General features: G+C 70.9%; 22 protein-coding genes. 16 read left to right on the forward strand and 6 right to left on the reverse strand.

All coding sequences use genetic code 11. From position 1 onward, the window contains the following. The first annotated feature begins 11 nt into the window (after positions 1-11). From rhaS to G4Z16_RS30035, 5 genes are all read left to right on the forward strand, one after another. Positions 12-1,097, forward strand: a complete 1,086-nt coding sequence (rhaS, locus tag G4Z16_RS30015) for a rhamnose ABC transporter substrate-binding protein (protein WP_197353704.1) — start codon at positions 12-14, stop codon at positions 1,095-1,097. A gap of 14 nt (positions 1,098-1,111) precedes the next feature. Then, entirely contained in the window at positions 1,112-1,450 is a 339-nt protein-coding gene (locus G4Z16_RS30020; RefSeq protein ID WP_197353705.1) for an L-rhamnose mutarotase, read from the forward strand. A gap of 93 nt (positions 1,451-1,543) precedes the next feature. Then, positions 1,544-2,965, forward strand: coding sequence for an L-fucose/L-arabinose isomerase family protein (locus tag G4Z16_RS30025; RefSeq protein ID WP_197353706.1), 1,422 nt, complete (start codon positions 1,544-1,546; stop codon positions 2,963-2,965). Then, positions 2,962-3,987, forward strand: a complete 1,026-nt coding sequence (locus tag G4Z16_RS30030) for a LacI family DNA-binding transcriptional regulator (protein WP_197353707.1) — start codon at positions 2,962-2,964, stop codon at positions 3,985-3,987. Before G4Z16_RS30025 ends, G4Z16_RS30030 begins: the two co-directional genes overlap by 4 nt. Positions 3,988-4,018: 31 nt before the next feature. Beyond that, positions 4,019-5,035: a LacI family DNA-binding transcriptional regulator gene (locus tag G4Z16_RS30035; RefSeq protein ID WP_197355020.1), complete on the forward strand. Its 1,017-nt coding sequence runs from the start codon at positions 4,019-4,021 to the stop codon at positions 5,033-5,035. Positions 5,036-5,303: 268 nt separating this feature from the next. On the opposite strand, the gene G4Z16_RS30040 is transcribed toward G4Z16_RS30035, so the two are convergent. Beyond that, a complete protein-coding gene (locus tag G4Z16_RS30040) occupies positions 5,304-6,482 on the reverse strand; it encodes an NAD(P)-binding domain-containing protein (protein ID WP_197353708.1) in 1,179 nt (392 codons plus the stop codon). A gap of 99 nt (positions 6,483-6,581) precedes the next feature. Here G4Z16_RS30040 and G4Z16_RS30045 point away from each other — a divergent pair, with 99 nt between their 5' ends. After that, positions 6,582-7,004, forward strand: coding sequence for a secondary thiamine-phosphate synthase enzyme YjbQ (locus G4Z16_RS30045; RefSeq protein ID WP_197353709.1), 423 nt, complete (start codon positions 6,582-6,584; stop codon positions 7,002-7,004). Positions 7,005-7,519: 515 nt separating this feature from the next. Here G4Z16_RS30045 and G4Z16_RS30050 read toward each other — a convergent pair. Then, positions 7,520-8,287 (reverse strand): IclR family transcriptional regulator, encoded by a 768-nt coding sequence (locus G4Z16_RS30050; protein ID WP_197353710.1) that lies wholly within the window; start codon positions 8,285-8,287, stop codon positions 7,520-7,522. 140 nt (positions 8,288-8,427) lie between these two features. Between G4Z16_RS30050 and G4Z16_RS30055 the strand changes: the two genes are divergently transcribed. From G4Z16_RS30055 to G4Z16_RS30095, 9 genes are read left to right on the forward strand one after another with little or no spacing between them, the layout of a single operon-like run. Beyond that, entirely contained in the window at positions 8,428-9,342 is a 915-nt protein-coding gene (locus G4Z16_RS30055; RefSeq protein ID WP_197353711.1) for an HpcH/HpaI aldolase/citrate lyase family protein, read from the forward strand. Further along, positions 9,339-10,517 carry a CaiB/BaiF CoA transferase family protein gene (locus tag G4Z16_RS30060; RefSeq protein WP_197353712.1) on the forward strand — a complete coding sequence of 393 codons (1,179 nt, stop codon included), beginning with the start codon at positions 9,339-9,341 and terminating at the stop codon, positions 10,515-10,517. Before G4Z16_RS30055 ends, G4Z16_RS30060 begins: the two co-directional genes overlap by 4 nt. Beyond that, a complete protein-coding gene (locus G4Z16_RS30065; protein WP_197353713.1) occupies positions 10,514-11,035 on the forward strand; it encodes a MaoC family dehydratase in 522 nt (173 codons plus the stop codon). The genes G4Z16_RS30060 and G4Z16_RS30065 overlap by 4 nt, the downstream gene beginning before the upstream one ends. Before the next feature lie 2 nt (positions 11,036-11,037). Next, positions 11,038-12,186 carry an acyl-CoA dehydrogenase family protein gene (locus tag G4Z16_RS30070; protein ID WP_246531143.1) on the forward strand — a complete coding sequence of 383 codons (1,149 nt, stop codon included), beginning with the start codon at positions 11,038-11,040 and terminating at the stop codon, positions 12,184-12,186. A 47-nt stretch (positions 12,187-12,233) separates the two neighbouring features. After that, entirely contained in the window at positions 12,234-13,241 is a 1,008-nt protein-coding gene (locus tag G4Z16_RS30075) for an LLM class flavin-dependent oxidoreductase (RefSeq protein ID WP_197353715.1), read from the forward strand. Beyond that, positions 13,238-14,269, forward strand: a complete 1,032-nt coding sequence (locus G4Z16_RS30080; RefSeq protein ID WP_197353716.1) for a TRAP transporter substrate-binding protein — start codon at positions 13,238-13,240, stop codon at positions 14,267-14,269. The genes G4Z16_RS30075 and G4Z16_RS30080 overlap by 4 nt, the downstream gene beginning before the upstream one ends. Positions 14,270-14,279: 10 nt before the next feature. Then, a complete protein-coding gene (locus G4Z16_RS30085; RefSeq protein ID WP_197353717.1) occupies positions 14,280-14,876 on the forward strand; it encodes a TRAP transporter small permease in 597 nt (198 codons plus the stop codon). Next, complete coding sequence (locus G4Z16_RS30090; protein WP_197353718.1) at positions 14,873-16,180, forward strand: TRAP transporter large permease; 1,308 nt, start codon at positions 14,873-14,875, stop codon at positions 16,178-16,180. Before G4Z16_RS30085 ends, G4Z16_RS30090 begins: the two co-directional genes overlap by 4 nt. Beyond that, positions 16,177-17,373, forward strand: coding sequence for an MmgE/PrpD family protein (locus tag G4Z16_RS30095; protein ID WP_197353719.1), 1,197 nt, complete (start codon positions 16,177-16,179; stop codon positions 17,371-17,373). The genes G4Z16_RS30090 and G4Z16_RS30095 overlap by 4 nt, the downstream gene beginning before the upstream one ends. 17 nt (positions 17,374-17,390) lie before the next feature. Here the strand turns inward: G4Z16_RS30095 and G4Z16_RS30100 are convergent, their stop codons facing one another. Further along, positions 17,391-18,074, reverse strand: coding sequence for an HAD family hydrolase (locus G4Z16_RS30100; RefSeq protein WP_197353720.1), 684 nt, complete (start codon positions 18,072-18,074; stop codon positions 17,391-17,393). 153 nt (positions 18,075-18,227) lie between these two features. On the opposite strand from G4Z16_RS30100, the gene G4Z16_RS30105 reads away from it, so the two are divergent. Continuing rightward, the gene (locus G4Z16_RS30105; RefSeq protein WP_246531144.1) at positions 18,228-19,307 is read left to right on the forward strand and encodes a lactonase family protein; all 1,080 of its coding nucleotides are present in this window, start codon (positions 18,228-18,230) and stop codon (positions 19,305-19,307) included. A gap of 233 nt (positions 19,308-19,540) precedes the next feature. On the opposite strand, the gene G4Z16_RS30110 is transcribed toward G4Z16_RS30105, so the two are convergent. From G4Z16_RS30110 to G4Z16_RS30120, 3 genes are all read right to left on the reverse strand, one after another. Further along, on the reverse strand, positions 19,541-20,545 hold the full coding sequence (locus tag G4Z16_RS30110) for a sirohydrochlorin chelatase family protein (protein ID WP_197353722.1): 1,005 nt from the start codon (positions 20,543-20,545) through the stop codon (positions 19,541-19,543). 105 nt (positions 20,546-20,650) lie between these two features. After that, positions 20,651-21,658 carry an N-acetylglucosamine kinase gene (locus tag G4Z16_RS30115; RefSeq protein ID WP_197353723.1) on the reverse strand — a complete coding sequence of 336 codons (1,008 nt, stop codon included), beginning with the start codon at positions 21,656-21,658 and terminating at the stop codon, positions 20,651-20,653. 32 nt (positions 21,659-21,690) lie between these two features. Further along, positions 21,691-22,368 carry a uracil-DNA glycosylase gene (locus G4Z16_RS30120; protein WP_197353724.1) on the reverse strand — a complete coding sequence of 226 codons (678 nt, stop codon included), beginning with the start codon at positions 22,366-22,368 and terminating at the stop codon, positions 21,691-21,693. Positions 22,369-22,401 lie beyond the last annotated feature (33 nt).

The following is a 22,401-nucleotide window of genomic DNA, read 5'->3' on the forward strand; positions in this document are numbered from 1 at the left end:
AAGGCCCCGCCATGCGACCCACGACACGTTCACGTCCCCGGCTTCTCGCCGCCGCGGCAGCCGTCTGCTCCCTTTCACTGGCCCTCGCCGGATGCTCCGGCACCACCAAGGGCGACGCGAAGGACGACGCCAAGGACAAGGCACAAGGCGTGAAGGCCGATCCCGACGCGCCCCTGAAGAAGGGGCTGAAGCTCGCCTTCTTGCCCAAGCAGATCAACAACCCGTACGAGAAGATCGTCGACGAGGCCGGCATCGCCGCCGCCAAGGAGTACGACGGGAAGGCCAAGGAGGTCGGCCCGTCCGACGCGAAGGCCTCGTCCCAGGTCGGCTACATCAACACCCTCGTGCAGCAGCGGCAGGACGCCATCCTCATCGCCGCCAACGACCCCAACGCCGTGTGCGGGCCGCTGAAGCAGGCGATGAAGCAGAAGATCAAGGTCGTCTCCTACGACTCCGACACAGACAAGGACTGCCGGCAGCTGTTCATCAACCAGGCCAGCTCCGAGGAGATCGGGCGCTCACTGATCCGCCGAACCGCCGAACAGACCGGTCACAAGGGCGAGATCGCGATCCTGTCGGCCACGCAGAACGCGACGAACCAGAACGCGTGGATCGAATTCATGAAGAAGGAGCTGAAGAAGCCCCAGTACAAGGACATGAAGCTGGTCAAGACCGCCTACGGCGACGACGACGACCAGAAGTCCTTCCAGGAGACCCAGGGACTGCTCAAGGCGTACCCGAAGCTCAAGGCCATCATCTCGCCGACCACCGTCGGCATCGCGGCCGCGGCCCGCTACATCAGCGACTCCTCCTACAAGGGCAAGGTCGTCCTCAACGGGCTCGGCACCCCCAACCAGATGCGTAAGTACATCAAGGACGGCACCGTCGAGGAGTTCTCCCTCTGGGACCCCAAGAAGCTCGGCTATCTCGGGTCCTATGCCGCCGCTTCCCTCGCCTCCGGCCAGATCACCGGCAAGGAGGGCGAGAAGTTCAAGGCGGGGAAGCTCGGCGAGCGCACCGTCGGCAAGGACGGCGAAGTCATCCTCGGCCCGCCCACCGTCTTCGACGAGAAGAACATCGGCAAGTACGACTTCTAGGAAGGGGCCGGACCGTGCAGCGCGTCTGTTTCCTGCTGAAGGTCCGCTCCGACCGGGTGGCCGAGTACCGCGAGCGGCACTCGGCCGTCTGGCCGGAGATGCTCGAAGCGCTGTCCTCCTGCGGCTGGCGCAACTACTCGCTCTTCCTGCGCGAGGACGGGCTGCTCGTGGGCTACCTCGAGACCGAGGACTTCGCCGCGGCACGTGCCGCGATGGACAACACGGAGGTCAACGACCGCTGGCAGCGGGAGATGGCCCCGTTCTTCGAACCGCTCGGATCGCCGGACATCCCCGGAGAGCAGCGGCCCGACGAAGCGATGAGACCTCTCACCGAGGTCTTCCATCTCGACTGACGCGGCGGCACACGCAGCGAGGAGCGTCCGTTCATGAACACATCTGCGACTCCCGGTGATGCCACGCCGGGCACGGCCTCAGCGGTACCGCTCATGGCCGGTAAAGCGCCCGTCCGCCGACCCAGGATCGGCCTCGTCGCCGGTGGGCTGGGTGCGTACTGGCCCCAATTTCCGGACCTGCTGCCCCAGTTGCGCCGGTCCGCCGCCCGCGTCGCCGAGCGGATGGGCGAGTTCGACGCAGACGTCGTCGACGCCGGGTTCGTCTCCGACGCGCAGGAGGGGGCACAGGCCGCGGAGAAGCTGCGGGCAGCCGACTGCGACCTCATCGTCGGCTTCCTGACCACCTACATGACGGCGACGATGCTGGTGCCCGTCGCCCAGCGCAGCGGCGCGCCCGTGCTGCTGATCAACCTCCAGCCGACCGAGGCCATGGACCACGCGACCTTCGACACCGGGCAGTGGCTCGCCTACTGCGGCGCCTGCCCGCTGCCGGAGATGGCCAACGCCTTCGAGCGCGTCGGCGTCGAATTCCGTTCCGTCTCCGGGTACTTGGAGGACGAGCGTGCTTGGCGGCGCATCGAGGGCTGGGTACGCGCGGCGGGAGTCCGCGGAGCACTGCGCTCCTCCCGTCACGGTCTGATGGGGCATCTCTACCCCGGCATGTACGACGTCTCGACGGATCTGACGATGGTGCCCGCCTCCTTCGGCGGCCACGTCGAGGTGCTGGAGTTCGACGATCTGCGGGTCAGGGTCGAGGGCGTGGGGGAGAAGGAGACCGCCGCCCGCGTCGCCGAGGCGAAGGAGATCTTCGAACTCGACGCCTCCGTCGACGAGGACGACCTGGCCTGGGCCGCACGCGTATCGGCCGGACTCGACCGCCTCGTCGACGACTTCGGCCTGGACTCCCTCGCGTACTTCCACCGCGGACTGGACGGAGAGGTCCACGAGAGGCTCGGAGCGGGGATGATCCTCGGCGCCTCGCTGCTCACCGCCCGCGGCATCCCCGCCGCCGGAGAGTACGAGTTGCGCACCTCGCTGGCCATGCTGATCTGCGAACGCCTCGGCGCGCCCGGCTCGTTCACCGAGTTCCAGGCGCTGAACTTCCGCGACGGCGTGGTCGAGATGGGCCACGACGGCCCCGCACACCTCGGCCTGGGCGGACGCCGCCCGCTGCTGCGCGGGCTCGGCGTCTACCACGGCAAGCGCGGCTGGGGTGTGTCCGTCGAATGCACCGCGCGGCACGGGCCCGTCACGCTCGTCGGCGTCGGTCAGACCCGCGACGGCCGCTACCGTCTCGTTGCCGCCGAGGGCGAGGCCGTCCCCGGGCCCCTGCTGAAGATCGGCAACACCACCTCCCGCGTCGACTTCGGCTGCGACCCCGGCGAATGGACCGACGCCTGGAGCGCGAGCGGAGTCGGCCACCACTGGGCACTTGCCACGGGTGAACTGCTGCCCGGACTACGTGCGTTGGCCGGTCTGACCGGGCTGGAACTGACCGAGGTACGCCCTGGATGAACGGCCGCCAGGTGGACATCAAGCAGGTCGCGCGTGCGGCCGGCGTCTCGGTCGGGACGGTCTCCAACGTCATCAACAGACCGGACGCCGTCTCGGAGACGACGCGCGCCCGCGTGCTGTCCACCATCCAGCGACTGGGGTATGTGCGCAGTGAGTCGGCGCGTCAGTTGCGTGCGGGGCGAAGCCGGATCATCGCGTTGCTGGTGCTGGACATGGCGAATCCGTTCTTCGTGGATGTGGCGGGTGGTGCGGAGCGTGCGGCGCGGGAGGCGGGTCTGGGGGTGATGTTGTGCAACAGCGGGCAGAGCGCGTCGGAGGAGGCGGATTATCTGTCGTTGTTCGCGGAGCAGCGTGTGCGGGGTGTGCTGGTCACGCCGGCGGATACCACGGGCGGCAATCTCGCCCGCTTCCAGCGGCACGGCATCCCCTACGTGTTCGTCGACCGCTTCGAGGACGACCACCGGCGCTGCTCCGTCTCCGTCGACGACGTGCTCGGGGGAGAACTGGCCGTCGCACACCTCGTAGGCCAGGGGCACCGTGACATCGCCTACGTCAGCGGCCCGATGCAGCTGCCCCAGTGCCGCGACCGCCACACCGGCGCACTGCGCGCACTGCGGGAGACGGGCGGTGCCGCGGACCTGCGTCAGGTGGAGGCGGGTCGGTTGGATGTGGCGGCGGGGAGGGATGCGGGGGCGCGGTTGCTGGGGATGTCTCCGCGTCCGTCGGGGGTGTTCTGTGCGAATGACTTGTTGGCGTTGGGGGTGTTGCAGGCGTTGTACGGGGCGGGGGTTTCGGTGCCGGGGGAGGTGGCGTTGGTGGGGTATGACGACATCGAGTTCGCTGCTGCTGCGGCGGTGCCGTTGACGTCGGTGCGGCAGCCTGCGTTCCGTATGGGTCGTGCTGCGGCGGATCTCTTGATCGAGGAGACGGGGGAGGAGGCGGAGGGGCATGAGCATCAGCGGATCGTCCTCCAGCCCGAACTCGTCGTCCGCCGCTCCACTCTCGGCGGTCCCCGGCGCTGAAAGCTGCGTAGCATGAGCGCTCGTGGCAGGAATGGTGGGCATCAAGGACGTGGCGCGTGCGGCCGGCGTCTCGGTCGGTACGGTCTCCAACGTCATCAACCGTCCCCAGACGGTCTCCTCGGCCACCCGTGACAGGGTCCGCTCGGCGATACGGCAACTGGGGTATGTGCGCAGTGAGTCGGCGCGTCAGTTGCGTGCGGGGCGGAGCCGGATCATCGCGTTGCTGGTGCTGGACATGGCGAATCCGTTTTTCGTGGATGTGGCGGGTGGTGCGGAGCGTGCGGCGCGGGAGGCGGGTCTGGGGGTGATGTTGTGCAACAGCGGGCAGAGCGCGTCGGAGGAGGCGGATTATCTGTCGTTGTTCGCGGAGCAGCGTGTGCGGGGTGTGCTGGTCACGCCGGCGGATACCACGGGTGGCAATCTCGCCCGCTTCCAGCGGTACGGCATTCCCTACGTCTCCGTCGACCGGGTCGTCCCCACCGCCGAGGGCTGCTCGGTCTCCGTCGACGACGTGCGCGGCGGTGAACTCGCGGCCCGTCACCTGCTCCAGAACGGGCACGAGAGCATCGTCTACGTCAGCGGTCCCATGCACCTCACCCAGTGCCAGGACCGGTACACCGGTGTCGTCAACGCCCTTCGCGAGGCGGGACTCCGCGAGGAGGACGCGCTGCGTCAGGTGGAGGCGGGTCGGTTGGATGTGGCGGCGGGGAGGGATGCGGGGGCGCGGTTGCTGGGGATGTCTCCGCGTCCGTCGGGGGTGTTCTGTGCGAATGACTTGTTGGCGTTGGGGGTGTTGCAGGCGTTGTACGGGGCGGGGGTTTCGGTGCCGGGGGAGGTGGCGTTGGTGGGGTATGACGACATCGAGTTCGCTGCTGCCGCGGCGGTGCCGTTGACGTCGGTGCGGCAGCCTGCGTTCCGTATGGGTCGTGCAGCGGCGGATCTGCTGATCGAGGAGACGGGGGAGGACGCGGAGGGGCATGAGCATCAGCGGATCGTGCTCCAGCCCGAACTCGTCGTCCGCCGCTCCAGCATTCCCGTGCGCACCTGATCGTCCCCCCGGCCGGCCGCCGGACGCACGAAGCGGCGCCGCCCCGCCGTGAGACACGGGGGACGGCGCCGCCGGGGACATACGTCAGACGAGCCAGCCGACGAAGTGGGCGAGACAGGCCAGCGCGTTGGTGATGACGTTCATGTAGTGCGTGCTCCTTGCATTTCTGAATGGGACAACTCACAGGCCACGTTGGGACGTTGGGCCGATGAGACGCCTGCGTGACCGTGGTCCCGCTTGCGCACCGTAAGGATTGCCGAACCCGCAGTCACCGGGGCGCGGAATCCGCTGCCGCCACGCCTTCGGGTGACAGATCGTTTCCGCGTTCGTACTCGGGCGCTGCCGTCGGCCGGTCCTCCGTCGCCTTCGTCGGCGGCCGCGACGCCTCGCCCCGCAGCAGCCGGTCCACCTCCCGCGCAGCGGTGCGGCCGGCACGGTTCGCGCCCACCGTGCTGGCCGAGGGCCCGTAACCGACCAGGTGGATGCGGGGATCCGCGGCCACCCGCGTGCCGTCCATGCGGATGCCGCCGCCCGGCTCCCTCAGCCGCAGGGGCGCCAAGTGGCCCACGGCGGGCCGGAATCCGGTGGCCCACAACAGCGTGTCGGCCTCCATCCGCCGCCCGTCGCTCCACTCGACTCCGTCGGGCGCGATCCGTTCGAACATCGGCTGCCGCACAAGCACGCCGCGCTCGCGGGCCCTGGCCATCTCGTCGGTCAGAGGCAGCCCCGTCACGGAGACGACGCTGCCCGGCGGCAGGCCCTGCCGGACACGCCGGTCCACGAGAGCCACGGCAGCGCGCCCCTGGTCCTCGGCGAACGGGCCGTCACGGAAGGAGGGTTCGCGGCGCGTCACCCAAGCCGTCTCCGCCGCAACCTCCGATATCTCCAGCAGATGCTGTACGGCCGACGTGCCGCCGCCGATCACGACGACGCGCTTCCCGGTGAAGGCCGCGGAGTCGGGCCCCGGATAGGTGGCCGTGTGCAGCTGCCGCCCGAGGAAGGTCTCCTGGCCCGGCCAGCGGGGCCAGAACGGGCGGTCCCAGGTGCCCGTCGCACTGATCACGGCCCGGGCCGACCAGGCCCCCGCCGAGGTCTCCACACGCAGCCGACCGCCGCCGTCCTCACGCACCGCCCGTACATGGACCGGACGCCGCACCGCCAGACCGAAGGTCCGCTCGTACGCCGCGAAGTACTCGCCGATCACCTCCGACGAGCGGCGCCCCGGATCGGCCCCGGCCAGCTCCAGGCCCGGGAGCGCGTGCATGCCGTGCACCTTGCCGTACGTCAGCGTGGGCCAGCGGAACTGCCAGGCGCCGCCGGGACGCTCCGCGTGGTCCAGAACCACGAAGTCCCGCCCCGGCTCGTAGCCGAGACGCCGCAGGTGAAAGGCGGTGGACAGGCCCGCCTGCCCCGCACCGATCACCACGACCGCAACCTCGTTCCCCATGCCTGCTACAACCCTCGGACGCCTCCGGAACTTCCCCTGCGTGCCGCGCGGAGGGGGACGCGGACGGTGCGGGAGCCGCCCCGCATGGAGGATGGAGGGATGACCGAGGCACTTCAGACCAACGTCCTGCACATCACCACCGGCTCGGGCGAGAGCGTCACCGACCTCACCCGCGAGTGCGAGTCCTTCCTCAGCGGCGTGGCGCAGGGCAGGGACGGCCTGCTCAACGTCTTCGTCCCGCATGCCACAGCGGGCATCGCCATTCTGGAGACGGGCGCCGGCAGCGACGACGACCTGCTCGCCGCCCTCCGCGACCTGCTGCCGGCCGACGACCGCTGGCGGCACCGGCACGGCAGTCCGGGCCACGGCCGGGACCATGTGCTGCCCGCGATCGTTCCCCCGCACGCCACGCTGCCGGTCATCGGCGGGAGGCTGGAGCTGGGCACCTGGCAGTCGGTGTGCCTCGTCGACACCAACGGGGACAACCCGCACCGCCGGGTCAGGCTCAGCTTCCTGGGGTGAGCGTGAGCCTCGCCTCCCATGGCCCGTTCCGCCCGGGCAGGGTCGCCTACGACGAGGTGACGGCCCCTGCATGCCGACCCGGCTTCAGGAGCCGTCGCCCGTTCCACGGCCGTCGTCCTCTGCCGCCGCACGTTCGGCGCCGGTCACCTGGGCCACCAAGTCGTCGGGATCCGCGGGCAGTTGATTTCCGCGCCGGGCGATGTGGACTTCGAGGCGCTTTCAGAAATGGCCTGATTTCACTCGTGACCCGTGGCCGTACGGGATCGAAGGGCGTTGTGCCGGGTGAAGAGAAATGGCCGTTTCGGCATGCCGGTGCGTCCGGTGCCGCCCTCGGTGGCGGCAGCTGTCCACGCTGGTCGAAGCGTGGTGACAGCAAACGGGGAGACCCGGCCCCGGAAGCCTGGTGTCCTGGAACCTGCGGAAAGCCTTCTCGTTCCGCGGCCGGCCGCAGGTGACCATTCGCGACCGGGGAGTGGGGCAGATGAACGCGGGCGGTTTGCACCCGGCGGCGCGGCTCAGCCCGGCGGCAGGCTCGCGCTGATGCGCCGCGCCGCCGCTGCCGCCAGCGGCCCGAGCTTGCGGCCCCGTTCCGCGTGGTACCGCTGAACGGGCACGGAGACCGCGAGCGCGCCGACCGGCCGGCCCCGTGGATCCACGAGCGCCGCGCCGACGGCCCCGACGCCGGGGCGCCACGCGCCGTCGTTCGTCGCGTAACCCAACTCGCGCACCCGGCGCAGGTCTTCGAGCACCGCCGCCAGGTCGGGGGGAGTCGCTTCCGAGAAGCGTTCCAGTTTCCCCGCCAGCAGTCGCTCCACCTCCGCGTCACGTAGGTGGCCGAGGATCGCCCGGCCGCTGCAGCTCGCGTGCAGCGGTACCCGCGTTCCCAGACGCACCCAGGTGCGCACCGGCTCCTCGCTGTCCATCCGGTCGATGACGATCAGTTCCTGCTCGCCGCCGTAGCCGGAGAGGTGGATGGTCTCGTGCGTCTCGTCCCGCAGATCCCGCATCACCGGCAACGCGGCCTCCCGCAGGCCGAGTTCGGCGGGGGCGTGGATGCCGACGGACAGTGCCCGGCCGGTCAGCACCCACAGCGTCCGGTCGCCGCGGGACGTGGTCAGCCATTCCGCTTCGCGCAACGTGACCAGACAGCGGTGCACGGAACTCTTCGGAATCCCCGACGCCCTCGCGATCGCCGAGACACCCACGGGCTGCAGCTCAGCAACTGTCTCCAGGACGCGCAGAGTTGTGAGGACGGCACGCATCCCGCTGCCGGACGGTGGCATCAACAGTCGTCCCCCTTGCCCGGGTGTCGTTCCGGATGGCGCCTTCACACCCCTTGACAGTACGTGAGCGCCCTCACCAAGGTAAGGGCGATCGTACCGCCACATGGTACGTGTTCCATCTCACGGAACAGGAGTGGTTCATGGACGTCGGACGGACGTTGCTGTTCGTTCCCGGCGACCGCCCCGACCGGATCGCGAAGGCCCTGGCGAGCGAGGCCGATGCCGTGGCCGTCGACTTCGAGGACGCAGTCGGGGAGGCGGCGAAGGACTCCGCGCGCGCTCTCACGACGGAAGCGCTCGCCCGCCTCGTGCCGATCGGGTCCCCACGCTCCGGTCCCGCCGTCCATGTCCGTATCAACGCCCTGGAGACCCCCGAGGCGGAAGCGGACCTCGCGGCGGTCTCCTCCCTGCTCGGCACGGTGCGCCTGGACGGCCTGATCGTGCCCAAGGCCGACTCCGTCGGTCGGCTCGCCGCACTCGACGGAAGGCTCACCTCCGCCGAGGAGGCGGCGGGCACGGAGCACGGGCAGCTGTCGCTGCTGCCCGTCGTGGAGAGCGCCGCGGGGGTGCTCGCCTCCGCCGGTGTCGCCGCCGCCGGGCCTCGCGTGCGGGGTGTGCTGTTCGGCACGCTCGACCTGGCGGCCGAACTGGGCGTGCGTCCCAGCGTCGAAGGACGCGAACTGCTCCACGCCCGCTCGCAGTTGGTGCTCGCGGCCCGTGCCGCGGGGCTGTCCTGGATCCTGGACGGACCGTATGCGGCCCTGGATGACGAGGACGGCCTCGTGCGGTCCACGCTCGCCGGCCGCGAACTCGGCTTCACCGGGCGCGTGGTGCTCCATCCCCGTCAAGTCGCTCCCGTCCGCAAGGCGTTCGCCCCCACGGAGACCGAACTCGCCCACGCCCGCGAGGTTCTGGCCGCCTACCACGACGCGTCGGAGCGCGGGGTCGGGGCGGTGCGGCTGAGCGACGGGTCCTTCGTCGACCGGCCGGTGGTCGCCCGCGCCAAGGCGCTGCTGCGCGAGGCCGGACAGGACGACGGGGAGGCCCGCCCATGACGCCGCACGCCGCGCCGCGCGGCAGGCTCCCGCTGGAGGGCATCACCGTCGTCGCGGTCGAGCAGGCCGTCGCCGCCCCGTTCGCCACTCGCCAGCTCGCGGACCTCGGCGCCCGCGTGATCAAGGTGGAGCGCCCGGACGGCGGCGACTTCGCGCGCGGCTACGACCAGGTGGTGAACGGCGAGTCCAGCGCGTTCCTCTGGCTCAACCGGGGCAAGGAGTCCGTACAGCTCGACCTCAAGGACCCCGCAGCGGTGGGCGACCTGCATCTGCTGCTCGATCGCGCCGACGTCGTCGTCGCCAACCTGGCCCCGGCCGCCCTCGACCGTCTCGGCCTCGACGCCGCGTCACTGAGGCAGCGCCACCCCGGCCTCATCGTCTGCCTCATCTCCGGCTACGCGCCCGGCGGGCCACTCGCCGAGAAGAAGGCCTACGACGCGCTGATCCAGGCGGAGACGGGCGTAATGTCGCTGACGGGCACACCCGGAGCGCCCGCGAAGGTCGGCGTCTCCATCGCGGACATCGCCGCGGGGAGCCACGCGTTCAGCGGCGTGCTGGCCGCCGTCCGCCACCGCGACATGACCGGCGAGGCGCTGCCCGTCCAGGTCTCGCTCTTCGACGCGCTCACCGAATGGATGGCGCACCCGCTGTACTACACCCTCCACTCGGGCAACGCGCCCGTTCCGATGGGGACTTCGCACCCCGCGATCGCCCCGTACGGCGCCTTCACGGCGGCGGACGGCACCTCGCTGCTGATCGCCGTGCAGAACGAGCGCGAGTGGGTGCGGCTCTGCGTGGACGTTCTGGATGCTCCCGCGCTCGCCGAGGATGTCCGCTTCCGTTCCAACACCGCGCGTGTCGCCGAACGCACGGCGCTCGACGCCGAGTTGGCCGCACGCTTCGCCGAACAGACCACGCAGACGGTGACCGCGCGGCTGGACGCCGCCGCAATCGCCTGGGCGCGGATGACCACTCTCACCGACCTGCCGTCCCATCCCGAACTCGCCCGCGAAGGACGCTGGATGGAGACCCCCACCCCGGGCGGCACCGTTCGCACCCTGCGTCCGCCCGGCATGCCCGGCGGACGCACCGCCGAGGGCCGCGCACTGCCCGCGCTCGGCGCCCACACCGCTTCCGTACTCGCCGAACTGCACGCTGCCGAGGGGGAGTCATGACGACGCACACCGGCTGGCAGGGCCGCTACTACGAGGACTTCGTCGTCGGCGACGTCTTCGAGCACCCGCTGGGCCGCACCGTGACGACGACCGACAACATCTGGTTCACCCTGCTCACGCAGAACACCGCCCCGCTCCACTTCGACCACGAGTACGCACGGCGCACCGAGTTCGGAAAACCGCTCGTCAACTCGGCCTTTACGCTGGCGCTCGTCGCGGGGCAGAGCGTCACCGACGTCTCCCAGAACGTCTTCGCCAACCTCGGCTGGGACGAAATCACTCTGCCCCACCCGGTGTTCGAGGGCGACACCATCCACTCGCGGTCCAGCGTGCTGCGGGCGAGGGAGTCCGCCTCACGCCCGGGCCTCGGCGTCGTCACGGTGCGGACCACCGGGTTCAAGCAGACCGGTGAAGCCGTCATCGAGTTCACCAGGACGCTGCTGGTCTACAAGCGGGGTCACGGCCCACGGCACGACGGCCCCGAACAGCCCATGGGCCACGAGGGGGAGGGACGGTGACGGTGACCAGCGAACTCCGCCGCGATCTGAGGCAGTTGACCGACCGCATCTGTGCGGACTACCCGGACGCCTACTGGCAGGAGGTCGACGCCGCGCGCCGCTACCCCGAGGAGTTCGTCGACGCCCTCACGGGCACCGGCTGCCTCGGGGCGCTCGTGCCGGAGGAGTTCGGCGGGCTCGGGCTGGGCCTGGGCGACGCCTCCGTCATCCTCGAGGGCATCAACGCCAACGGCGGCAACGCCGGTCCTGTGCACGCCCAGCTCTACACGATGGGCTCGCTGCTGCGGCACGGCACCGAGGAGCAGAAGAGGCGTTATCTGCCCTCGATCGCCTCGGGCGAGCTGCGCCTTCAGGCTTTCGGCGTCACCGAACCGACCGCCGGCACCGACACCACCAGCATCCGCACCACCGCGGAACGCACCGCCGACGGCTACGTCATCAACGGCCAGAAGGTCTTCATCTCCCGCGTGCAGCACTCCGACCTGATGCTGCTGCTGGCCCGTACCACGCCCCGGGAGCAGGCGGCGAAGAAGTCCGAGGGGATGTCGCTGTTCCTGATCGACCTGCGCGAGGCGGAGGGCGTCGGTCTGCGCCCCATCCGCACGATGGTCAACCACGAGACGAACGAGGTCTTCTTCGACAACGTCCGGGTGCCCGCCGACAGCCTCATCGGCGAGGAGGGCCGGGGATTCCGCTACGTCCTCGACGGCATGAACGCCGAGCGCATCCTCATCGCCTCCGAATGCATCGGCGACGGCCGCTGGTTCGTGGAGCGTGCCTCGAACTACGCCCGCCAACGCGAGGTCTTCGGACGTCCCATCGGGCAGAACCAGGGCGTCCAGTTCCCCATCGCCAGAGCGCACGTCAACGTCGAGGCCGCCGACCTGATGCGGTGGCGTGCCTGCGACCTCTTCGACGCGGGCGAACCCTGCGGTGCCGAGGCCAACATGGCCAAACTGCTCGCGGCCGACGCCTCTTGGGAGGCGGGCAACGCCGCGCTCCAGACCCACGGCGGCTACGGCTTCGCCGCCGAGTACGACATCGAGCGCAAGTTCCGCGAGACGCGGCTCTACCAGGTCGCCCCGATCTCCACGAACCTCATCCTCGCCCACATCGGCCAGCACGTACTGAAGATGCCGCGGTCGTTCTGAACACCACCACCACGCAGACGCACACCACGAAGGAGGCTTCAGCGCACATGACTTCGGCTCCCGGCTACGGGCTGGTGCTGTGCAGCCAGTTCACCTCCGATGACGACGTGGTGGCGCGCTTCGCCGAACAGGTGGAGCAGGTGCGCTTCGCCCGCGACGCCGGCTTCTCCTCCGTCTGGGCGACGCAGCACTACCTTGCCGACCCCTTCCAGTATCTGCACCCGCTCGCCGTGCTCTCGCGCATCGTCCCCGAGTCCGGCGACATGCGCATCGGCACGGCGATCACCCTCATGGCACTCCAGAACCCCGTCGACATCGCCGAGGAGCTGGCCACGCTCGACATCATCAGCGGTGGCCGCCTCACCGTCGGAGCCGGACTCGGCTACCGCGACACGGAGTTCGACGCCTTCGGCGTGCCCCGTCACGCGCGGCTGCGCCGCTTCCTGGACAACCTCGGCCTGGTGCGCCGACTTTGGACCGAGGACGAGGTGAGCTTCACCGGCGACCACGTCGAACTCGACCGCGTACGCCCCGTCCTGCGACCGGTGCAGCGCCCCCACCCACCCATCTGGCTCGCCGGGCACACCGACGGAGCGCTGCGCCGCACCGCGCGGATGGGGCTGCCCTGGATCGCGGCCGCGGCGCACGTCGACCGGGACTATCTGCAGCGTCAGGTCGCCCTCTACCGGGCCGCCTGCGCCGAGTACGGCCGCGAAGAGGCCCCCGTACAGGTGCTGCAGGAGATCTACGTCGGCGAGAGCGACGAGGCGGCCGTCGAGGACGTGCGTGCCGCGATGACCGTGAAGTACGCCGCCTACCGCGCCTGGGGCCAGGACCAGGTGCTGCCGCAGTCGCAGAGCTTCGACGCGGAATTCGACAAGCTGCGCAAGGGCCGCTTCATCCTCGGCGGCCCCGCCGCGTGCCGTGCGCAGCTCGCCGACCTCATCACACACGTGGCACCGGAGAACATCCTGCTCCGCCCGCAATGGCCCGGGATGCCGCAGGAGAAGGTCATGGCCAGCCTGAAACGCCTTACGGACGAGGTACTCCAATGAACACAAGAGATATGGGAAGGCGGAGCTTCCTGTCCGCGGCGGGGCTGGGCCTGGCCGCGGCAGGAGCCTCCGCGTGCGCCCCGGCGAGCGCCGAGACGGGCCGGAAGACGAGGGTGGCGACGTATCTGCCGTCCTCCTACGGCGATCTGTACCCGGGCATCGAGATGTTCAACGAAGCCGCCGCCGAACGCAGCGGCGGGCGGCTGGAGTTGGACATGTACGACTCGGGAGCCCTCCTCGGTGCGGAACAGCTCCTCCCGGGGCTGCTCTCCGGCGTGGCCGACGTGATCTTCCAGACCAGCTCCTACGTCTCCTCGACGTATCCCGTGCTCGGCGCCATGGAACTGCCCTTCGTCACGGAGGACTACGGCAAGCTCCGCCGCGCCATCGAACCGGGGAAGCCGCAGTACGAACTGATCAACGAGCACCTGGAGCCGAAGGGCGTGCGCATCCTCGGCGGCATGCCCACGACGTTCGAATACGTGTGGACGGTGGACAAGCCGATCCGCAGGCCCGAGGACGTACGCGGCCTGCGCCTGCGCGTCGCCGGCGAGATCGAGGGCGAGACGGTCAAGGCCCTCGGCGGAGCACCCGTCACCATGGGGTCCGCCGAGGTCTACCAGGCGCTGGAGAAGAAGACCATCGACGGGCTCGTCAGCTACATCGGCACCGTCGTCTCCCGGGACCTGCAGAAGATCGTCAGGTACGGGACGGCCGGGCACTTCGGCGCCTACACCGTCGACGCCTACTGCCGCAGCGACTGGTACCAGCAACAGCCTCCTGCCGTCCGCTCGGCCCTGGACGCGGCCGGCAAGAAGCTCTACGAAGACGGCACCGCGCACATGGTCAAGACCCACACGAAGGAGTACCTGCCCAAGGTCGAGGGCGCCGGTGTGGAGCTGGTCAAGCCGGAGGGCGCCGAGATGGATGCCTTCCGCAAGGCGATCGCCCCGGTGAGGTCGGCCTGGAGGCAGCGCCTCGGTGCCCGCACGGCCGACCGGGCCGTCGAATCCATCCGGAAAGCATGAGGGGCCCGGCATGACCGCGCTGAACTCGATACGCAAATACGTACTGGCCTGCGCCCTCGCGCTCGCCGTCGTCGCCATGGCCGTCGTCGGACTGATGATGCTGACCATCACCTACGACGTGATCGTCCGTGCCGTCTTCTCTGCGCCGACGGACTGGGCCTACCCGCTGAACTCCGCGGGCGTGCTCGCCGGGACCTCGCTGGCGATCCCGTACTTCTACGCCAAGGGGCAGCACATCTCGATGGACCTGGTCCACCGGGCGCTGCCGCCAGGGCTGCGCCGGACCGCGGACCTGGTGACCTCCGCCGCCACCGCGTTCCTCGGCGTGGTGCTCGCCCTGACCGCGTACCGCTCGATGGCCGTGGCGATCGAAGGCGGACTGACCGGCTCCGGCACCTTCAGCATCCCCCTGTGGGTCCCGGACGCCGTGCTGTTCGTCAGCGGTGTGCTTCTGGCGGTCGTGGCGGTGCTCTTCCCGCCGCCGCCCCCCGATGCCGTGGCGGAAGACCAACCTCCGTCCACGGCCGCACCGTCCACGGAAGGCACACCGGTCCCCGATGACGGGGACGCCGCCTCCGGCACCGCAGAAGGGAAGGCCCGCTCATGATCTCCGACGCCGCCATAGCGGGCCTCGCGGTCGTACTCCTCCTGGTCCTCATCACGCTGCGCACACCGATCTTCGTCGCGCTCGCCGTCTCCGGCATCGTCGGGCTCATCGGCCTGGACGGCCTCTCCGGCGTCGAACTGGTGCCGCTCTCACTCGTCGCGCAGCTCCAGAACTACGCGCTCGTCGCCGCACCGCTCTACATCCTGCTCGGCGAGGTGCTCGCGGTCAGCGGCCTGGGCCGCGACCTGTTCGGCGCGGCCTACCGCTGGTTCAACCGCGTTCCCGGCGGGCTCGGAGCGTCCGCCATCGGATCCTCCACCGTCTTCGGCGCCATGTCCGGCGTGAGCATCTCCTCGGTCGCGGTGATCGGGCGCATGGCCGTGCCGGAGATGCTTGCCAGGGGCTACCGCCCCTCCTTCGCCAGCGGCAGCGTCGCTGCCTCGGGCGCGCTGGCGATGCTGATCCCGCCGAGCCTGATGTTCATCCTCTACTCGTCCGTGACGGGCGTGAGCATCGCTGAACTCTTCGCGGGCGGCATCATTCCGGGACTGCTCCTCGCCGCGCTCATGATTCTCTACGTGGTGGTGAAGGCCAAGAAGTCACCGGAGACGGCGCCCGTCGCGGAAGAGCGCTTCACCTGGAAGGAACGCCTCACCGCCCTGGCGAAGATCTCGCCCGCGCTGGTGCTCATCGTCCTGGTCCTCGGCTCGATCTACACCGGCCTCGCCACGCCCACCGAGGCGGCTGCCGTCGGCGCCCTGGCGGCATTCGCCGTGACGGGGTGGGTCTACCGGAAACTGGGCTGGGAGAACCTCCGTACGATCTTCGTCTCGACCGCGCACGTCACCGCGTCCATCCTGGCCATCGTCGGTGCCGCGTTCGTCTTCACGCAGATGCTCGTGGTGGCACGGGTCCCCGATGCCGTCTCCAACTTCGTCGTGGGTCTGGAGACTTCGCCGTACCTGGTGATCGCGGTCATGATGCTCGTGCTCGTGCTGCTCGGCTGCCTCGTCGACGCCGCCTCGCTGCTGCTCGTCGTGACGCCGATCCTCGTGCCGGCGATCGAGGGGCTGGGCTTCGACCCCCTGTGGTTCGGAGTGCTGCTGGTGGTCAACCTCGAGATGGCGGTGATCACGCCACCGGTCGGGCTGAACCTGTACACGATGAAATCCGTCGTGCCCGAACTGGATCTCGCCGACATCTTCCGCGGCATCCTCCCGTATCTCGCCATCGAGACAGGGATGCTGGTGCTGATCACTGCCGTGCCCGAACTCGCCACCTGGCTACCGGGGTTGATCGCGTGATCGCAGAGCTCGCCGACTGGGCCGCCGCTCTCGAAGTGGAGGAAGCCGACGAGGAACTCGCCCACAGGGCGCTCGTGGACACTCTCGCCGTCACCCTCGCCGCGGCCGGTGATCCGGTCGCCAGGCTGACGGCGGGGCTGCCGGAGCCGCTGCGCTGGGCCGCGACGGGGCACGTCCTGGACTTCGACGACGTCCATCTGCCCTCCACCTCGCACGTCAGCGTCGTATGCGTGAGCGCCGCGCTCGCGTGCGGGGGTGGAACACGGGCCTACCTCGCGGGAGCGGGAGTGATGGCCAGGCTCGGCACGGCGCTGGGCTGGAGCCACTACCGAAGCGGCTGGCACACCACGTGCACCGCGGGAGCGCCGGCCGCCGCCGTGGCTGCCGGGGTCGCACTCGGCCTCGATGCCGAGGGGCTCGGGCGGGCCATGGCACTCGCCGTGCCCGCGGCGGGAGGGCTCCAGCGGGCCTTCGGTACCTCCGGGAAGTCGCTCCAGGTGGGCTTCGCGACCGACGCCGGTGTACGCGCGGCACGGCTGGCGGCGGCAGGTGCGTCGGCCGAACCGGCAGCGCTGGACGACTGGTTCACCCTGGTCGGCGGCGCCACGGAACCCGTGCTCACCGGGCCCGCCGTCCCGGACGGTCTGGCCGTCAAGCTGCATCCCTGCTGCTACGCGATGCAGCGGCCCATCAGCGCGGCCCGTGAACTGCCGTGCGACGGGCGAGGGTTCGAGGACATCGAGCGGATCACCGTCGTCACGCCCGAGGCGGGCATGCAGCCGCTGATCCACCACCGGCCCCGAACCGGGCTGGAGGCCAAGTTCAGCATGGAGTACGCGGTGGCGACGACCCTGCTCGACGGCTTCCCGGGCATGGCCGACTTCACTGACGCCGCGGCGGTCCGACCGGAGGTGCGGACGCTGCTGGAGCGCACCGAGGTGCGGGTTCTCCCGGGCAGCGGTGAGGGCGGCCTCATGGGAGGCGAGACGCGCATAGTGGTGGAACGCTCCGGGGGTGAACGGACCGAGGCGGCAATGGAGTTGCCGCGCGGCCACCCCCAGCGGCCCGCGAGCGACGCCGAACGCGCCGCCAAGGTCGCCGACTGCGTCAGTGACGAGCGTGCTGCGGCGGTGATGGGAGTGACCTGGGAGTCCGCCGTGCCACTGCTCCGCGGCGCCCTCACCGCGAACTGACGGCGTCCCACGGCGCGTCAGCCCGCGCCGGTGATCCAGCCGAAGGCACGCCCGGCGTCGAACTCGGCGTGGCCGCCCGCGAAGAGCAGCCCGGCCGAGGCGAACGCCGGGTGCTTCTCGGTCCCACGTACGTAGGGGACCGCCACACAGCGCATGCCCGCGCGGTGTGCGGCCTCCGCGCCGGGCGGAGCGTCCTCGAGCGCCACGCACCGCCCGGCCGGAACGCCGAGCCGCCGTGCCGCCTCGAGGAAGACGTCCGGCTCCGGCTTGCCGTGCGCGACCTCCTCCGCCGAGACCCGTACGGGCAGCAGCGTTGCCAGTCCCGAGCCCTCGAGCACGGCGTCGATGGCCGCACGCGAGGATCCGGAGGCCACTGCCAACGGATATGCGGCGCCGTGCAGTTGCTCCACGAGAGAGCGCATCCCCGGGAAGACCGGGGTGGAGTGCCCCGCGAGCTGGAGATAGCTGCGGTTCTTCTCCTCCAGCAACTGCTCGACGGGAGCGGCGATCCCGTGCTCGGCGCGCAGCGTCTCCATCGTCTCCCGGGTCCCGATGCCGATGAACCGGGTGTGGTCCTCCCAGGTGAAGCCGGTGACCCCGTGCGCGGCGAGCACACGCCGCCCCGCCTCGAAGTAGTGGGGTTCGCTGTCCACGAGCGTGCCGTCGAGATCGAAGATCACGGCGGTGGCGGAGCTGTCCATGTCCACCAGGGTGCCAACACGATCGTGGGGGAGTGACAGGGCCTGGCCCGGCGCCGTTGTGATCGAGTGCGCCCCGCCCCACCGTGGGCGCTGCTACCGTCGGCCAAGATCGCGGAACTGTCTCCGGATGAAGGGCGCGGCGCGTTGAGTGAAGTGAGCGGACAGTGGGCCGACAGGGCGTACATCGGATCGTTCACCTCGGCGGGAGGCCGGGGCATCACCACCGCGTCCATCGACCTGGAGAGCGGTGCGCTGACGGAGCTGCACCACACCGAGACGCTCCTCCCCGACCCTTCGTACCTCACGGTGACCGAGGGCCCCGGCGGGCCGGGCAGCCCCGGCGGTCACCTCTACGCCGTCAGTGAGCGCGAGATGGGCGGCGCGGCCGCCTTCTCGCTCACCGACCGGGACAGACCCGAGCCCCTGGGCGAATTGACACCCGTGAGAGGGGGAGGGCCGACACATCTCACCATCGCCGCGGGGCATCTCATCACCGCCAACTACGGCTCCGGAAGCATCAGCGCGCTGCCCGTGCGGGCCGACGGCACGCTCGGCAGCCATGTCTCGGTGCACCAGCACACCGGCGACGGGCCCGAGACGCAGCGTCAGGAGGGGCCGCACGCGCACGCGGTCGTGCCCGACCCGTCCGGGCGCTGGCTGCTCTCGGTCGACCTCGGCACCGATTCGGTGTGGATCTACGACCTGCGCGACGCCTGCCCCGAAGGCGAACCGCTGCCGTACGCGGAGGTGGAACTGCGGCCCGGGAGCGGGCCGCGGCACCTGGTCTTCCATCCCGACGGCGACCACGCCTACGTCATCAACGAGCTGGCCTCGTCCGTGACCGTGTGCAGCTGGGACGCCGCGACCGGTGCCCTGGAAGCGGTCAGCGAGAAGGCGACCGTGCCCGACAGCGCGGCCCCCGAACGCAACTACCCCTCGGCGCTCGTCGTTTCGCGGGACGGGCGCTTCGCGTGGTCCGCGAACCGCGGCCACGACAGCATCTCCCTCTTCGCGGTCGCCGCCTCGGGGGACTCCATCGAGCTGACCGGGACCGTGCCGTGCGGCGGGCACTGGCCCCGCGATCTCGCCCTGCATCCGTCCGGGCGCTGGCTCTACGCCGCCAACGAACGCTCCGGCGACGTCACCTGGTTCGGCATCGACCAGGTCACCGGCACACCCCACCGCGAGGGAACCATCCCCGTCACGGCCGCGAGCTGCGTCGTCTTCGGCTGAGACACCTCACGAGCAGACCCCGGCCGGGATGGCCGCGGCGGCAGCCCAGGGAGCCGGCACAGGGCGTCGGCCCGTCCCTGACTCCGTGAAGCACATCGGGCGCGAAGACCCGGACACGCGGAGAGGCGGCGCGCCCCGTCCTCCCCGACGGGCACACCGCCTCCGTTCCGCACCGGCGCGAGCGGAACCCGCACCGAAGAGCCTTCCCCTGGGCGCCGCGTCTGGGCGCCGCGTCAGCGTGCCGCCAGTCCCTGTGGCGACTGCTGCTGCGGGATGCCCAGTTTGGCCGCGTAGGTGGACGCGACGAGCTTGCCGACGGCCGGGTAGGCACCCAGCGGCTCCGCCACGGCGCAGCCCGCTTCCGCGGCCGCCGCGTCGAGCAGCCCTTCCGGGACCTCGGGGCCGATGAGGCACGGAGCAACGGCGAGCTGCTGGGAGCCCGCCTCGCGCAGCTGCTCGGCGACGCGTGCCACCGCGCCCGCCTCGTCGAGGCCGGCGGCGAGCACCGGAACGGCGAGCCGCGCGGCGAGCAGCATGCCGGTGATGCCGGCCGCCTGCACCGCCTCCTCACCGCCCACGGAGGCGAGGATGATGCCGTCGGCGGCGGTCGCGACGGTGAAGAGCCGTGCGCGGTCGGCGCGGGCGAGACCGGCCTCCGAGAGCTTCACGTGGACGCCCTCGGCGAGCAGCGGGTGCGGGCCCAGCACATCGGTGAGTTCCGCGCCCGTGCCGCTGGAGAGCACCGCCTGCCGTATCTGCCGCATGCCGGCCGCGTCGGGGCCGGCGAGAAGCGGGATGACGAGAGCGACGAGGCGCTCCTCCGCTCCCGTCTTCGGAGCCTGGCGGGCGGCAGCCGCCTCGGCGTCGGCCTGGCCGGCCTCGGCGCTGTCGTCGATGGCAGCGGCCTCGACCGCGGCCAGCTCTGCGGCGCGGTCCTCGGCGGCCTGCTGGTCGGCGGCGGTCTGCGTCAGGACACCCCCGAGAGTGGGGTACTCCTCGCCGTCGCCCTCCACGTAACCGATCCGTGCGTCCATCCCCGGCAACTCCGAGCGGGCGATGCTGAGGATCTCCTCGGCGATGCTGCGGACGGCGCCGGAGGGGGTGCCGGGTACGGCGAGGACCAGTGCAGGTGCGTTCTCTGGTGCAACAACAGGCTCCGGCTTGCGGTGCCTTCCGGGCCTGCGTGGACGCGGCATTCGTACTGGCAGGCCGTTGTCCGGGTCAGTGGGGGAGCTCATGCGCCCGCATGTTAACGCCTTGTGGGAGCCCGCAGTTCAGGCGGGGGAGAGTGGCTGGAAATGCCCTTTTGATCCTGCGGAGGTTGTTCTGCTTTGCCGGATTTCTCAGCTCAAGGCCAGCAAGACCGGATCGGGTGGAAGTCGCAGCGCACGATCGGTGAGCCGGGCGGCGATCAGCAGCGCGCCGTCGAGAGGTCCGCCCTCGGGCGTCAGGACCCGCGCACCCGGCAACCGCCGGTCCAGTTCCCGCCGGAGAGGCCCGGAGAGCGGGGCGCCGAGGCGGAACAGGCCGCCGGTGAGCGCCACGGCGGCACCCTTCGCCGAGGGGCACACGGCCGTCGCGGCAGCGGCGATCTCGCGCGCCGCCGCGTCCATCACGGCACCGGCGACCAGGTCGCCGTCCGTGGCGCAGCCGGCGACGTCGGGGGCGAAGGAGGCCAGCACGGCGGGCCTGTCGCTGCGCGGGTACAGCTGCGAGGGCAGTCCGCTCAGGGGCGAGCCGAAGCGTGCTTCGGCGAGCTCCTTGAGCGCTCGGGAGCCGCCTTCCCGGCCGTCGAACGCGCGCATCGCGGCCTGCAGACCGGCCTGCCCGATCCACGCCCCGCCACCGCAGTCCCCCAGCAGATGCCCCCAGCCGTCGGCGCGCTGCCAGCCCCGCAGATCGGTGCCCATGGCGATCAGCCCGGTGCCGCCGGCGACCACCGCGCCGGGCTGTTCACCCAGTGCGCCCGCGTAGGCGGTCACCGCGTCGGCGGCCAGCGCGACGTGCCGGGTGCCGAACTCCCGGGTGAGGGCGCCGGGCAGCTGCGCGCGCAGGCCCGCGCCCAGGGTGGCCATTCCCGCCGCACCCACACACACGGCGTCGAGGCCGCCACCCTCCTCGCCCGCTTCGGCGAGCAGGCTCCGTGCGGCCGGCAGGAGCTGGGCCAGCATGTGTTCGGCGTCGATGCCTTCCGGGCCGGTACGGACCGGCTCGGAGGAGGTGGCCGTACCCACCGTCCGCGGGGCCGCGCCCGGCCGGGAGGCGTCCGCCAGCGCGACGCGCAGCCCCGAGCCGCCCGAGTCCGCGCCGAGCACCCACACCGACTCCCGTGCCGCGCCGTCCGCCGGCACGGGAGACAGGCCCGGGCCAGGCCCCCGACCGGTCACGGCAGCTGCCAGTCCACCGGGCCGGATCCCTGCTGTGCGAGCAGGTCGTTGACGCGGCTGAAGGGACGTGAGCCGAAGAAGCCCCGGTCCGCCGACATGGGCGAGGGGTGCGAGGACTCCACGACGGGACGGCTCTCCAGTAGCGGACGGAGGTTGCGCGCATCGCGGCCCCACAGCACCGAGACCATCGGCCGCTCACGCGCGACGAGTGCCTTGATCGCCTGCTCCGTCACCTCTTCCCAGCCCTTGCCGCGGTGGGCGCCGGGACGCCGCGGTGCGGTCGTCAGCGCCCTGTTGAGCAGCAGCACGCCTTGCCGTGTCCAGGGCGTCAGGTCACCGTTCGACGGCCGTGGAAGGCCGAGGTCGCTGCCCAGCTCGCGGTAGATGTTCTCGAGGCTGCCCGGCAGGGGGCTCACATCCGGCGCGACCGAGAACGACAGCCCCACGGCGTGACCGGGGGTCGGATACGGGTCCTGGCCGACGATGAGGACCCGTACGTCGTCGAAGGGCTGCTGAAAGGCGCGCAGGACGTTCTCTCCCGCCGGGAGATAGGTTCTCCCCGCCGCGATCTCCGCGCGGAGGAACTCGCCCATGGAGGCGATCCGTTCAGCGACGGGTTCGAGCGCCTTCGCCCAGCCCGGTTCGACGATCTCGTTCAACGGTCGTGCAGCCACGGCCGGTTACTCTACTGGCTCCGGACGGCCGCT

It is taken from the genome of Streptomyces bathyalis (assembly GCF_015910445.1).
In the GTDB taxonomy this organism is placed as follows: Bacteria; Actinomycetota; Actinomycetes; order Streptomycetales; family Streptomycetaceae; genus Streptomyces; species Streptomyces bathyalis.

Bases quoted from the DNA above. Each gene is read 5' to 3' on its own strand.
- rhaS (WP_197353704.1), top strand. From the start codon at position 12: ATGCGACCCACGACACGTTCACGTCCCCGGCTTCTCGCCGCCGCGGCA.
- G4Z16_RS30045 (WP_197353709.1), top strand. From the start codon at position 6,582: ATGACCGAGGCACTTCAGACCAACGTCCTGCACATCACCACCGGCTCG.
- G4Z16_RS30035 (WP_197355020.1), top strand. From the start codon at position 4,019: ATGGTGGGCATCAAGGACGTGGCGCGTGCGGCCGGCGTCTCGGTCGGT.
- G4Z16_RS30110 (WP_197353722.1), bottom strand. From the start codon at position 20,545: ATGAGCTCCCCCACTGACCCGGACAACGGCCTGCCAGTACGAATGCCG.
- G4Z16_RS30085 (WP_197353717.1), top strand. From the start codon at position 14,280: ATGACCGCGCTGAACTCGATACGCAAATACGTACTGGCCTGCGCCCTC.
- G4Z16_RS30025 (WP_197353706.1), top strand. From the start codon at position 1,544: ATGGCCGGTAAAGCGCCCGTCCGCCGACCCAGGATCGGCCTCGTCGCC.
- G4Z16_RS30050 (WP_197353710.1), bottom strand. From the start codon at position 8,287: ATGCCACCGTCCGGCAGCGGGATGCGTGCCGTCCTCACAACTCTGCGC.
- G4Z16_RS30055 (WP_197353711.1), top strand. From the start codon at position 8,428: ATGGACGTCGGACGGACGTTGCTGTTCGTTCCCGGCGACCGCCCCGAC.
- G4Z16_RS30090 (WP_197353718.1), top strand. From the start codon at position 14,873: ATGATCTCCGACGCCGCCATAGCGGGCCTCGCGGTCGTACTCCTCCTG.
- G4Z16_RS30030 (WP_197353707.1), top strand. From the start codon at position 2,962: ATGAACGGCCGCCAGGTGGACATCAAGCAGGTCGCGCGTGCGGCCGGC.
- G4Z16_RS30060 (WP_197353712.1), top strand. From the start codon at position 9,339: ATGACGCCGCACGCCGCGCCGCGCGGCAGGCTCCCGCTGGAGGGCATC.
- G4Z16_RS30100 (WP_197353720.1), bottom strand. From the start codon at position 18,074: ATGGACAGCTCCGCCACCGCCGTGATCTTCGATCTCGACGGCACGCTC.
- G4Z16_RS30075 (WP_197353715.1), top strand. From the start codon at position 12,234: ATGACTTCGGCTCCCGGCTACGGGCTGGTGCTGTGCAGCCAGTTCACC.
- G4Z16_RS30065 (WP_197353713.1), top strand. From the start codon at position 10,514: ATGACGACGCACACCGGCTGGCAGGGCCGCTACTACGAGGACTTCGTC.
- G4Z16_RS30040 (WP_197353708.1), bottom strand. From the start codon at position 6,482: ATGGGGAACGAGGTTGCGGTCGTGGTGATCGGTGCGGGGCAGGCGGGC.
- G4Z16_RS30080 (WP_197353716.1), top strand. From the start codon at position 13,238: ATGAACACAAGAGATATGGGAAGGCGGAGCTTCCTGTCCGCGGCGGGG.